Source organism: Candidatus Nitronereus thalassa (assembly GCF_032191465.1).
GTDB classification, from domain to species: Bacteria; Nitrospirota; Nitrospiria; order Nitrospirales; family UBA8639; genus Nitronereus; species Nitronereus thalassa.
In genome coordinates, this window is record NZ_JAQOUE010000001.1 from 181,267 (window position 1) to 193,723 (window position 12,457).

At 47.2% G+C, this 12,457-nt stretch carries 14 protein-coding genes; 12 read left to right on the forward strand and 2 right to left on the reverse strand.

Going from position 1 to position 12,457, the window contains the following annotated elements; all coding sequences use genetic code 11:
• Window positions 1–18: 18 nt before the first annotated feature.
• The 6 genes from PPG34_RS00995 (at window position 19) to PPG34_RS01020 (ending at window position 5,324) form a co-directional block, all read left to right on the forward strand.
• Complete coding sequence (locus PPG34_RS00995) at window positions 19–675, forward strand: ribonuclease HII (RefSeq protein ID WP_313831262.1); 657 nt, start codon at window positions 19–21, stop codon at window positions 673–675.
• Complete coding sequence (locus PPG34_RS01000) at window positions 672–1,058, forward strand: YraN family protein (protein ID WP_313831263.1); 387 nt, start codon at window positions 672–674, stop codon at window positions 1,056–1,058. Before PPG34_RS00995 ends, PPG34_RS01000 begins: the two co-directional genes overlap by 4 nt.
• A gap of 156 nt (window positions 1,059–1,214) precedes the next feature.
• Window positions 1,215–1,883 carry a cell division ATP-binding protein FtsE gene (gene ftsE / locus PPG34_RS01005; RefSeq protein WP_420888074.1) on the forward strand — a complete coding sequence of 223 codons (669 nt, stop codon included), beginning with the start codon at window positions 1,215–1,217 and terminating at the stop codon, window positions 1,881–1,883.
• Window positions 1,880–2,788, forward strand: a complete 909-nt coding sequence (locus tag PPG34_RS01010) for a cell division protein FtsX (RefSeq protein ID WP_313831265.1) — start codon at window positions 1,880–1,882, stop codon at window positions 2,786–2,788. The genes ftsE and PPG34_RS01010 overlap by 4 nt, the downstream gene beginning before the upstream one ends.
• Complete coding sequence (locus tag PPG34_RS01015; RefSeq protein ID WP_313831266.1) at window positions 2,778–3,968, forward strand: murein hydrolase activator EnvC family protein; 1,191 nt, start codon at window positions 2,778–2,780, stop codon at window positions 3,966–3,968. Before PPG34_RS01010 ends, PPG34_RS01015 begins: the two co-directional genes overlap by 11 nt.
• 30 nt (window positions 3,969–3,998) lie before the next feature.
• Window positions 3,999–5,324, forward strand: coding sequence for a S41 family peptidase (locus tag PPG34_RS01020; protein WP_313831267.1), 1,326 nt, complete (start codon window positions 3,999–4,001; stop codon window positions 5,322–5,324).
• Between the two features lie 11 nt (window positions 5,325–5,335).
• Here PPG34_RS01020 and PPG34_RS01025 read toward each other — a convergent pair whose 3' ends face one another.
• Both PPG34_RS01025 and PPG34_RS01030 read right to left on the reverse strand, forming a co-directional pair.
• Window positions 5,336–5,572 (reverse strand): Lrp/AsnC family transcriptional regulator, encoded by a 237-nt coding sequence (locus PPG34_RS01025; RefSeq protein WP_313831268.1) that lies wholly within the window; start codon window positions 5,570–5,572, stop codon window positions 5,336–5,338.
• 88 nt (window positions 5,573–5,660) lie between these two features.
• Window positions 5,661–6,134, reverse strand: coding sequence for a histidinol-phosphatase (locus PPG34_RS01030; protein WP_313831269.1), 474 nt, complete (start codon window positions 6,132–6,134; stop codon window positions 5,661–5,663).
• A gap of 216 nt (window positions 6,135–6,350) precedes the next feature.
• Between PPG34_RS01030 and thiS the strand changes: the two genes are divergently transcribed.
• From thiS to prcB, 6 genes are all read left to right on the forward strand, one after another.
• Entirely contained in the window at window positions 6,351–6,551 is a 201-nt protein-coding gene (gene thiS / locus PPG34_RS01035) for a sulfur carrier protein ThiS (RefSeq protein WP_313831270.1), read from the forward strand.
• A gap of 93 nt (window positions 6,552–6,644) precedes the next feature.
• Window positions 6,645–7,418, forward strand: coding sequence for a thiazole synthase (locus PPG34_RS01040; protein ID WP_313831271.1), 774 nt, complete (start codon window positions 6,645–6,647; stop codon window positions 7,416–7,418).
• 109 nt (window positions 7,419–7,527) lie between these two features.
• Entirely contained in the window at window positions 7,528–8,163 is a 636-nt protein-coding gene (thiE, locus tag PPG34_RS01045) for a thiamine phosphate synthase (RefSeq protein ID WP_313831272.1), read from the forward strand.
• Window positions 8,164–8,381: 218 nt separating this feature from the next.
• Window positions 8,382–10,061, forward strand: a complete 1,680-nt coding sequence (arc, locus tag PPG34_RS01050) for a proteasome ATPase (RefSeq protein ID WP_313831273.1) — start codon at window positions 8,382–8,384, stop codon at window positions 10,059–10,061.
• Between the two features lie 32 nt (window positions 10,062–10,093).
• On the forward strand, window positions 10,094–11,578 hold the full coding sequence (dop, locus tag PPG34_RS01055) for a depupylase/deamidase Dop (RefSeq protein WP_313831274.1): 1,485 nt from the start codon (window positions 10,094–10,096) through the stop codon (window positions 11,576–11,578).
• 42 nt (window positions 11,579–11,620) lie between these two features.
• Window positions 11,621–12,457 carry a proteasome subunit beta gene (gene prcB, locus PPG34_RS01060; protein WP_313831275.1) on the forward strand — a complete coding sequence of 279 codons (837 nt, stop codon included), beginning with the start codon at window positions 11,621–11,623 and terminating at the stop codon, window positions 12,455–12,457.

Here is a 12,457-nt window from a genome sequence, read left to right on the forward strand (position 1 = left end):
GGTTGTGAGGGGCTCCCCGTGGAACAAGAGTCAGTTGCCTGGGGCCAGGATAGCCCCACCCTGTTGTTTGAAGAAGAAGCTCGGGCCTGTGGTTACCGACGAGTGGCAGGGTTGGATGAGGCCGGACGAGGACCTCTTGCCGGTCCAGTGGTGGGCGCGGCAGTTATTCTTCCGCGGCGATTTGCTTTAGAGGGGTTGAATGATTCTAAGGAAGTCAATCCTGAAAAGCGTGAGGTATTGTTTTTCGAAATTGCACAGCAAGCCATTGCTTGGGCCATAGGAATTGCTACAGAGCTGGAAATTGATCACCACAATATTCTCGGAGCCACTCGACTGGCTTGGAGGCGCGCACTTGAACAACTTCCCCTATCCCCGGACTTTTTGCTTATTGATGCCACCACCTTACCGGGAGAATCTATTCCTCAACGAGCGGTGGTGAAGGGGGACCAATTATCTCTTTCAATCGCCGCGGCCTCCATCCTTGCAAAAGTGTATCGTGATCGGTTGATGGAGGACTATCATCATCAATATCCGAATTACCAATTTCATATCCATAAAGGCTATCCGACCCCAACGCATCTTCGGTTAATTCAAGAGTTTGGACCAAGTCCAGTCCACCGGCGGAGTTTTCAGCCAATCAAAACATTACTTCAATCGCATCAGGAGGATGTGTGACGTCCAATTCTCAGGTCTTTGGCAAGGACGCCGAAGTCGCTGCTGAGCAATATCTTCGTCAATTGGGATATCGAATTTTAGGACGTAATGTTCGATTGTCCAATGGGGAGTTGGATCTTGTTGCGCAGCACCAGGACACCATTGTTTTTGTGGAAGTGAAGGCCAGGCGCACGGCGCAATTTGGGGGAGCCAAGTATTCTGTTACGTCTCAAAAGCAGAAACGTTTGATCAATCTTGCGGCACAATACCTCTCTCAGCATGAGTTATCTCAACGACTATCTAGGTTTGATGTCATTTTGTATCAGTGCGACGACAAACAGGTCGGTCATTTGGAGCATCTGGCAAATGCCTTCGAACTTGAAGGGAATGACGGACGCTGGTAGCCAATCGACCGCTTGAGTGAGATTCACTCTGGCTCTGGAAGTGGTTCGACGAAATGTCCTTGGCTCGAAGTTGGTAGGGAAGGAATTTTTACAAAACAGGCCAGAAGCAGTGCAGCGGCAATAAACGCAAGATGGATGAGGTCGCACACCACCCTGATGATTCAACTGTTCCACGTGTCGAAATTTTATGAGCGTTGCACCGCACTTCAGGATGTGTCGTTGCGAATCGAAAAGGGTGAGTGTGTGTTACTTACCGGTCCCAGCGGAGCGGGAAAAACCACTCTCTTAAAATTAATTTTTGGAGCAGAAATTCCTGATGAGGGTCAGATTCTGGTTCAAAATCGCAATGTGGCCAGAATGCGAGAGGGGGATATTCCCTATTTGCGTCGAACCATGGGATTTGTCTTGCAGAACTTCAAATTGCTGCCCAAGAAAACCGTCTTTGAGAATGTGGCGCTCCCTCTTATTATTCAAGGTGTCGCGCGGTCGGAATCCAAGCGAAAAGTCGGTGAGGCCATCAAGGCAGTGGGGATGGGACACAAGCATAAAAGTCAAACCGGGGTTTTGTCGGCCGGGGAACAGCAGCGGGTATGTATTGCACGAGCGATTGTCAATAATCCGATAATCTTATTAGCTGATGAACCCACGGGAAATTTAGATACGGCACTGACTGCGGAGATTGTGGAATTGTTTAAAATCATTAATGCCAGAGGAACCACGGTGCTGTTAGCCACCCATAATCAGAGTGTGGTGGAAAACATGAATGGGCGGGTCTTGCATTTACAGGCTGGTCGGCTCGTGTCTGATAAAGGCCCAGGCGGATGAGGCGGCCTCTCTATCTTATTCAAGAAGCCTTTGTGAATCTTCACCTGAACCGGACGAGTGTGTCCATTGGTATCATCACAACCGCGTTTACTATTTCTTGTTTCGGTGTCTTCGCGTTGCTCTATGGAAATTTGAAGCAACTCGCAGGGACGCTTCAACAGGATGTTGAGGTGGTGGCCTATGTTCAGCCTGACGCCCCATCCAAGATCGTGGAGGGGATTCGTCAACGGTTGGATAGCGAACAGGCAGTCAGTGAGTTGTCCTTCGTGTCAAAAGAAGAGGCGTTGAAGGAATTCCAACGGCAATTTCCTGACGAATCGCGATTGTTGGATGGGATGGAAGAAAATCCCCTTCCGGCTTCATTTGTGATTCAGGTTACTCCACGGTTTCAGGAGGCCGACTCTATCGAAGCGTTTGCGGAACGAGTAAAACAATTTCCTGGCGTTGACCAAGTTCGCTATAGTCAGGATTGGATTGATACGCTGGCCTTATTCGTCAGTTACTTTGAGTTTGGGGCAATTATTATCGGCGTGATCCTTGCGGTTGCCACAATTACCATTATTGCGAACACTGTGCGATTGTCCTTTTATTCCCGAAAAGAGGAAATTGAAATATTACGGCTCATCGGGGCAACTGGGGCCTTTATTGCCACGCCCTATGTGATCGAAGGAGCCATTTTGGGCATGTGTGGCGGAGTATTAGCGTTAGGGCTACTTAAAGGAGTCTTTGAATTTTTCCGCTTTGAATTGAATGCTTCGGGATGGTTTAGTGGACTGGAATCTGTATTGACCTTTTTCCCCCATCAAACGTCTCTTTTTTTAATTTTAGCTGGGATGCTGTTAGGATGTGGAAGTAGTTTGTTGTCGGTATTTGGATTAATGAAAGTCCGAAATAATGCGGCCTAGTGTAATTTTTCTCATCAGCCTGACTCTGTGTTGTGTGTGGGTAGGAAATGATCCTGCGTTTGTATGGGCGGAAAAGGCTTCGCTCAAAGAGAAAATTCTACGAGAGCGTAGTAACCTGGAACAGCTAAAGCAGGAAATCAACGAAACCAGAAAACAGCATGAGCAAACTCAACGACAACATGATACAGTGCTTCAGTCCATTGAGAATCTTGACCGGGAGTTGCATGAAAAGCGGAAAGAGTATGGTGTCATTAGCCGTGAAATTCGAAAGACCGACCGGGAATTGGAAAAGTTGGACCAAAAAGCCAGCCAACTAGAGGCCAGTTTAGAGCAACGATCCAAGGCTGTGAAAACCCGATTGCGTCGGATATACATGGAAGGACAGGGAGCATGGTTTCGCCCCTTATTATCTTCGAACTCCTACTCGCAATTTCAACGTCGCCTAACCTATCTGTCTTCAATGGCCAACTGGGAACAAGAATTGTTGTCACGATATCAAGCTGATATGGAGCAGTTTGCGAAGCTAAAGGAACAACAGGCCCGGGTGCGTCAAACGCTACTTCGCAATAAGCAGCGCACCGAAAAAAATCTCCAAGTGATGAAAGGTATCAAAGGAAAAAAACAAGTCGTGTTGGCCAGTCTTGATCGCCAGACCAGAACTCATGAGAAAACTCTCTCAACCCTGCAGCGTGCGGAAGAACGTAAAGAGACCTTGCTTGATAATTTGCTCAAAAGTAGCAAGAAGGATGATACGGGGAAAACCAAGCAGGCAGTCAGTATGTTGAAGAAAGGTGGATTGTTATGGCCGGCGGATGGCCAAGTGGTCGCGTCGTTTGGTCGGCAGAAGCATCCTATCTTTAATACCTTTATCAACAAAAAAGGAATTGAAATTGAAACGCAAGAAGGAAGCGCCATAAAGGCCGTGTTTGGGGGAAATGTCGTCTATGCTGATTGGCTAAAAGGGTATGGGTTGGTTGTTATTTTGGATCATGACAATGGATTTTTTTCTTTTTATGCTCATGCTTCAAAGCTCCTGGTGGCGCAGGGCGATGATGTGGTCAGTGGCGAAGAGATTGGACATGCTGGAGCATCTGGTCTCACGGACAAAACTATCTTATACTTTGAATTGCGCAAGGGAACCCAACCTGTGGATCCACAGCAGTGGTTGGTTCAGCGTTAGTCGGTCATTTTAAACCAATAGGAAGTGAATATGATGGGAAATGGACGGTTCTCGAAAGTTTGGTTGATAGGTTTCGTCGTGACGGCAACGCTGGTCTTGGGTGTGGTAATCGGAAAAGGTTGGGAAAAGACCGGCCATGCTAGCGAATCGTATGAAGAACTGAAAGCCTTCGCTGAAGTGTTGACGCAAGTCAAAAAACACTATGTGGAGGAAACTCCCACAAAAGACTTGGTCCATGGGGCTGTCCGTGGAATGTTAGCAACTTTGGATCCGCATTCCTCCTATATGACGCCTGACATGTACAAGGAAATGCAAGTAGAAACTCGTGGCGAGTTTGGGGGATTGGGGATTCAAATCGGTGTGAAGAATCATCGGATTACTGTGATTGCCCCGATTGAAGATACCCCCGCTTTTTCCGCAGGCATCGAATCTGGGGATGTCATAACCAAAGTGGATGACACTCCGACCAAGGATCTGACCTTGATGGAAGCCGTCCAAAAAATGCGAGGACATAAAGGCACCAAAGTCACCTTGACGGTTGAGCGCGAAGGGACGACGGCGCCTCTGCAATTCACCCTGATTCGAGACACGATTAAAATTCAAAGTGTGCGGTCCAGGGTGCTGGAAGAGCGAATTGGTTATGTGCGTATTTCCCAATTCCAAGAAGCCACGGCGGACGATTTAAATGGCAAGCTGAACGAGTTGAAAGAGAAAAACATTCAGGGCCTGATTTTGGATTTGAGAAATAATCCTGGAGGATTATTGTCGGCCGCGGTGGGTGTGTCCGAGCAATTCCTTGAGTCAGATAAATTGGTTGTATCGATTAAGGGTCGAGATGGACGTAAGGATGAATATCGTGCTCGGCTACAATCCGACCATTATGAATATCCAATGATCATTTTGGTGAATCAAGGATCCGCGAGTGCTTCGGAAATCGTGGCGGCCGCCATGCAAGATTGGGGAAAGGCTGTGATAATCGGAAAAACCACTTTTGGGAAAGGTTCCGTGCAGACGATTCTTCCTCTCTCTGACGGTTCCGGACTCCGATTAACCACCGCCAAATATTATACCCCTCGTGGGGAGTCCATCCATAATGTTGGTGTGAAGCCAGATATCGAGGTGGAACCTAAACCAATTACGGTGGCGCAAACCCCTCCTTCTACGCCAGGAAAACCCGGGGATGATGCGGCGGCTGTCTCTACACCGAAAGGAAATGGTGATGCCCAAGCTACCGAAGAAGACAAAAAGAGTTTAGAGGAAAGAGAAGCGGAGTTTATGAAAAAAGATGTGCAACTTCAAAAGGCGATAGAATTGTTGAAAACGTGGAAAGTCTTTAAAGAATTACGGTCGCTTTAGGCAGATTGTTCTTAACGTTTTAAGATGACTGAGGTCGTGGTTTTTCGGACGCCATCGACACTTCGGATTTGTGACAATACCGACTCATCTAATTCCTCTAAGGTATCCGCTTCGATATCCACAATGAGGTCATAAGGGCCAGTGACCGAATACAAGTTTTTTACTCCTGGAAGGCGAGTAATCGTTTTAAATGCACTTTTCGTATGATCCCCAATCACATCAACAAAAACAAATGCTGAAATTGCCATACGTTCTTCATCCTTTTCTGTCGCCGGCCTAAACATTTCCAAGAATCATTAAATCAAACTCAAACCTAACAAAGACCTCCCTGGAGGGTCAATTAGTCTTGGATTGCTTCCGTAGGGCGCGAATAGCACTGAGCAGTTCCTCCGTAGAGGCGGTAACGCCAGGGCGCGTTCGTAATAAGTGGGAAGAGGCCAAAGTTTCAAGATCATCGAGTGAGCGAATTCCCAAGCGAAAGTATAAGTCATTGACAATGGGTTCTGAAAACCCGGGAAGGTGCAGCCATTGTTTGGTGAAATCAGGTAGAGGAGTGTGAAGGTCCATATAGGCTTGAATGGTTCCGGTATCCAGATATTCTCGAATTTTGGCGCCTAGGTCCTTTCCAATACCTGGCAAGGAATCCAAATCTCCTCGTTGAGCGATGACGGCAATATCTTCTTGGCAATCATTCACTGTTGCAGCGGCTCGTCGGTAAGCACGAACGCGATATGGATTGGCTCCCTCTTTTTGTAAGAGTTCTGCCATGGTGAGAAAGAGATTGGCGATGGCGACATTTGTCTGAGACATGTGGATGAAAGGGCGAAATGAAGAATGTATAGGCAAATTATAAACTGCGTCTAGGAAAAATTGCTATGGCTACTTCTATTTGAATTTGAAAGCGGGAGTTGCCTCTATTGGCTTGGATTGACAAGCATTTCTGGTGTCTCGTAGGATGTTGTGTGGTTACCTTGGGCATTTTGCATGGTGCCCTTTGAGATGTAAGAATTTGACATTGTTGCAAGAATGAATATTCAGGTAAATGGGGAATCTCGGGAAATTCAAGAAGGCATGTCCGTAGCTAGTCTCTTGCGGCACCTGGAAATTCGTGGAGAGCAAGTGGCAGTTGAAGTGAATAGAGAAATCTTGGATAAGCAAGGTTTTGATACCAGGTTATTGCAAGCCGGAGACCAAGTCGAAATCCTGAGTTTTATCGGAGGCGGATAATCTGGGATCACTTTTCTGGGCGTGATGCTTAATAAAATTCAAGTCACCCATTAGGGTGATGGTTTTCATTGATTAAGTGAGATCGAGAATATTATGAGTAATGATCGTTTGACAATTGCTGGCCGTGAATTCCGTTCTCGTTTGTGGGTAGGAACTGGGAAATATAAAGATTTTGTGGAAACACAAAAAGCCATTGAGGTGTCCGGGGCTGATGTAGTTACCGTAGCCGTTCGAAGGGTGAATATCACCGACCGCAATTCTGAAAATCTTTTAGATTATATTGATCCGAAAAAATATACCATTCTTCCTAATACTGCTGGATGTTATACGGTAGACGATGCGGTCAGGTATGCCCGCCTTGCGAGGGCCGCCGGCGTGTCAGACCTCGTTAAGCTCGAAGTCATTGGTGATGAGAAAACCCTCTTTCCTGATACAACGGGTCTTATTGAGGCTGCGAAAATCCTGATTAAGGAAGGTTTTATTGTCTTGCCCTATACAAATGATGATCCTATTGTGGCGCAAAAACTTGTCGATATTGGGTGCCCGGCCGTGATGCCCCTGGCGGCTCCCATTGGTTCGGGCTTGGGCATTCGAAATCCGTACAATCTAAAGATTATTCTCGAAACCATCAAAGTCCCAGTGATTGTTGATGCCGGAGTTGGGACGGCTTCGGATGCAGCCATGGCCATGGAGTTGGGAGCAGATGCTGTGTTGATGAATACCGCCATTGCGGGGGCGCAAGATCCCATTGCCATGGCCGAGGCGATGAAATATGCTGTGGATGCCGGACGTCTTGCTTTTCGGGCCGGGCGTATACCTAGAAAGCTGTATGCCACGGCGAGTACCACTATTGAAGGCATGTTGTAGGCAAACGAATAAGGGTGATCGGTTAAGCGTAATGTGTATATTATTTAAATATTCTTAACGCATTACGCATCACGGTTTTAGAGTCAGCGTTTCCTTGGCCTCGCCATTCATGTCTAGCTCTCGCCTTCCTTCTTTATATGTTGTCACCGATCGGACTCAGGTAGCTGATGCCAACCTTCTACCCGTATTAGAGCATCTTATTCCTCTAGGAGGGATAATGCTTCAGCTTCGTGAAAAAGATCTACCAACTCGTATTTTATTAGAATGGGCGCGAACCATTGTGTCTTGGTGTCGGCGCTACCAGGTTCCCTTCCTTATTAATGATCGGGTGGATATTGCCATGGCCACTGACGCCCATGGAGTACACCTTCGAGAATCTAGTCTTCCCGTCAAAAAAGTAAGGCAATGTGTGGGAGAGCATCGGTTGATTGGTGTATCAGTGCATTCGATAGAGGAGGCCATTCAGCAGGAGAAAGAGGGAGCTGACTTTGTTGTCTTGGGGCCGATTTATGATACACCTTCAAAGCGAGCTTATGGACCATCTTTAGGGATATCAGTTCTCGAAGAAGCTACTCTTCAGTGTCATATACCCATTTATGCGATTGGTGGGATAGATCTCTCGCGTGTTGAGGCCCTGAAGAAAGCAGGCGCATATGGCGTGGCGGTAATTTCCTCAATTTTTCAATCAGATTCTCCTGGCGAAGCCGTCAAGAATTATACTACGCAACTCGGCGTACCAATCTAGGGGAAATTTACGCGCTGCCCTGTTGCTTCTTTTTTAAAGCCAGTGCTAGAATTCTGAATCGTCAATTGAAAGGGAAAGATTATGCATTTTTCCCTTTAAATTCAGTTGTTTTTCAGACTTTTCGAAGTGCACGAGTGCAGGTTGATAATGTAAGCCCAAGTGGACTTCCTTAACGAAGACTTGCCTTTTTTTTTAAATGCTGATTAGTTGAAAATCTTATGGGATTTCGAAAACACGAAGACTACGATCGCGAACTGGAGAAGTTGCGGGGTGAGCTGCAGTCGTTAGAACGTGAAACCCGTCAGCTGTATGATGCCCGTATCAAGCTTCAGCAAACCCAAAAACAAAACGAAAAACTCGCGACAACCCTCCAGGAAGCCAAAACCCAAATTGAATCCCTTCGGGCAGAAATTGAAAAGCTGACAGCCCCACCTTCCGCCTATGCCTTGTTTAGCAGCCTCAATGACGACCGAACCGCAAATGTATATATCTCGGGTCGGAAGATGCGCGTCAGTGTCCATGACTCGATTGTTGTAGAGAGGCTACAGAAGGGGCAGGAAGTCATTTTGAATGAAGCGATGAATATTATTGAGGCCAGAGGGTTTGATCCACAAGGTCAAGTGGTTCGATTAAAGGACCGCCTTGATGATATTCGGGCTTTAGTCCAGTTACATCATGATGAGGAGCGAGTCGTCGAGCTTGGCGAACCCCTGCTTCATGAGCGATTGAGCGTGGGGGATCATCTTCTTTTTGATGCCCGATCCGGCTATGTTATTGAAAAGATCCCCAAATCGGAAATCGAAGAACTTGTGATTGAGGAAGTCCCGGACATTGGATATGAGGATGTCGGAGGGTTAGCCAAGGAAGTCGAACATGTGACGGATGCGGTCGAACTGCCGTTTCTTCACCCCGATCTTTTTCTCGAGCATAAATTGACGCCACCTAAAGGTGTGTTGCTCTATGGGCCGCCGGGTTGTGGGAAAACCATGATTGCGAAGGCTGTAGCTAATTCAATCGCTAAAAAATTGCAGCATCTTTCCGGCAAAGACGTACGCAGTTACTTTCTTCATATCAAAGGTCCCGAGCTTCTGAATAAATATGTTGGAGAGTCCGAGAGACAAATTCGTGAAGTCTTTTCCAAGGCCCGAGATAAAGCGGCCACGGGGAATCCAGTGATTGTCTTCTTTGATGAAATGGACGCTCTTTTTCGGACGCGTGGATCTGGAATTTCTTCAGACATTGAATCGACAATTGTGCCCCAGTTTTTAGCCGAGATCGACGGTGTGGAACGATTGCAAAATGTTATCGTGATCGGCGCAAGCAATCGCCAAGACTTAATAGATCCTGCAGTCTTGCGACCGGGCCGGTTAGATGTGAAAGTGAAAATTCCTCGACCGGATAAATATGGTGCCAAGGATATCTTTGCCAAATATCTGGTGAGTGATCTTCCTTTGGCGAAGGAGGAAGTTGACCGATATGATGGCGATCGAAAAAAAGTCGTCGACCATTTGATCGATGCCACCGTGGAAAGCATGTATGCCTTGTCGGAAGAAAATCGCTATCTCGAAGTGACTTATGCGAACGGTGAAAAAGAGACTCTCTATTTTAAGGATTTTTCCAGTGGTGCTTTGATTGAAGGTGTCGTATCTCGCGCCAAAAAATCTGCAGTCAAGCGAACGATTTCTACTGGTGAAAAGGGTATCAAAGAAGAGGATCTCTTGCGGGCCATTCGTGATGAATTTAAAGCCCATGAAGATTTACCCAATACGACGAATCCAGATGATTGGGCACGCATTGCCGGGAAAAAAGGCGAGAAAATTATTCACGTGCGCACCTTGACCCCCGGATCGGACGAGTCCCGCGAAATAGAAACCGTAAGCGCCGGGCATTATTTTTAAATTTCAACCGTACATGTGCGAATGAGGCCCCCTTGCATAGAATCCTTGGAACAGAAACAGAATTTGGTATTGCTGCTCGCCATGCTCCACTTTCCGATCCCGTTGCCAATTCCCTCCACTTAATTAGTTGCTATCCTTCGCTTCCTGTCCCCCTGGCTCTTTGGGATTACGAAAATGAAAATCCTCTCCTCGATGCACGTGGTTTTGAAATTGAAGGAGAGCGTGAACGTCCAGGTCCGGATTACAATCGTCAATTAAATAAGGTCTTGGCCAACGCGGGGCGCTGGTATGTGGATGGCGCGCATCCCGAGTATTCCACACCGGAGTGCAGCAATCCCCGTGAACTGGTGGCCTATGAGCGGGCTGGGGAAATGATTGCGGCCAAAAGTTTGGCAGTGATGAATCAAGAGAACCGCGAAGCCCAGTATGTGCTGTACAAAAATAATTCTGATGGCAAGGGGAATAGTTACGGATACCATGAAAACTATTTATTAGCACGCACCGTTCCATTTGAGCAGATTATCAAAATATTGTTGCCATTTTTTGTAAGCCGACAAATTTATGCAGGTGCCGGGAAAGTTGGGGCGGAAAATGGAACGATTCCTGTTGATTATCAGATTTCTCAACGCTCGGATTTTTTTGAGTGTTTGGTAGATTTAAACACGATGGTCAAGCGGCCCATTGTGAATACTCGCGATGAACCTCATGGAGACCCTTCCCGGTTTCGTCGGGTGCATGTCATTGTGGGTGATGCCAACATGGCGGAAATATCCACCTATTTGAAGGTCGGGACAACGGCGATTGTGATGCACATGCTCGAGGAGGGGGCGGCCTTGCCTCCCATTGTCCTGGATGATCCTGTTGAAGCCATCAAGAAGGTGTCTCGGGATTTATCTGTCACCTGTGATATCAAGCTGAACAACGGGAAAATAACGACGGCGATTGCCATGCAACGTGAATTTTTGCGAGCCGCACATGATTTTTTTGCATGTCGAGATCTTAGCCCGGCCACCAAGGATGTGTTAGTGCGTTGGGAGTCTGTCTTAGATACACTAGAAAAAGATCCTATGCTCCTTGGCCGAGAGCTCGATTGGGTCGCGAAGAAGCAAATGATCGAATCGTATATTGATCGAAAAGATTGTAGTTGGAAAGATCCTCGGGTGGCGCTTATGGATCTTCAATATCACGATATCCGGCCAGGAAAAGGGTTGTATTATTCCTTGGAGCGTAATGGCCGAATCGAACGATTGTTGCAAGATGAGGATATTCAGCGAGCGGAGCAACATGCACCCACTGGGTCTCGGGCCTACTTTCGAGGCCTTTGCCTCCAAAAATTTCCGAAGCACGTGTATGGCATGAGTTGGACTTCCGTGTTATTTGATGTGGGAAATACCACCATCAAACGGATTCCTTTAATGGACCCTTGTCGGGGTACGCGGGAATTGGCCAATGAATTAATGGAAGGGGTGGATACGGCGGAAGAGTTGTTGGCCAAACTAGCGGATGCCGAAAAGTAATTCCGGAATTCAAAATTCAATTTACGAAAAACAATATTAATTATGGAATGGATAAAATCCTCACCGGCTGCCAATTTGCAATGCTCGAGTTTTTTCGATCACTTGTTGCAGACCCGCCCAGAACTCACTCCAGCCGTAAGGTGGGGTGCCTCATGGCCCACATCGTTTTCAGCAGATGATGTTCAGCGTGGCTATCTGGCCTCGGTGACTCATGGCACCACAGTATTGGCGATTAAATTTGAGCATGGAGTGATTATTGCTGGAGATCGTCGCGCGACTGAAGGGTATCAACTCGCCGCACGCACCATGGAGAAAGTGTTCAAAACCGATAGCCATTCGGCTATGGCGATCGCTGGTGCCGCAGGGCCCTGTATGGAAATGGCCAAACTTTTTGAGATTGAATTGGAGCATTACGAAAAACTCGATGGCGTGCAGTTGTCCTGCGTCGGTAAAGCCAATCGACTCGGGCAAATGGTCAAAGCAAATTTGCCAATGGTAATGCAAGGACTTGTGGTGATTCCTTTATTTGTTGGATTCGACTTAAAACTCGGTCAAGGTCGGATTTTTAAATATGATGTGACCGGCGGGCGCTATGAAGAGACCGATTATCATTCGATTGGGTCTGGTGGTAAAGATGCCAAGGTGACGATCAAGGAGCGATATCGTCGGAACCTTCCAGAAGAAGAGGCAATTCGGCTTGCCTTGCAAGCGTTGTTCAGTGCGGCCGAAGAAGATGTGGGAACCGGTGGCCCTGATACCTTTCGTCGTATTTTTCCATCGATGAAGTTGATTGATAGGGCAGGTGTCCGGGACGTCGAAGAGCCCCGAGTTGCCTCCATGTGCGAGGAACTTGCGAAGGCCAGAGCCAAACAGGACTGA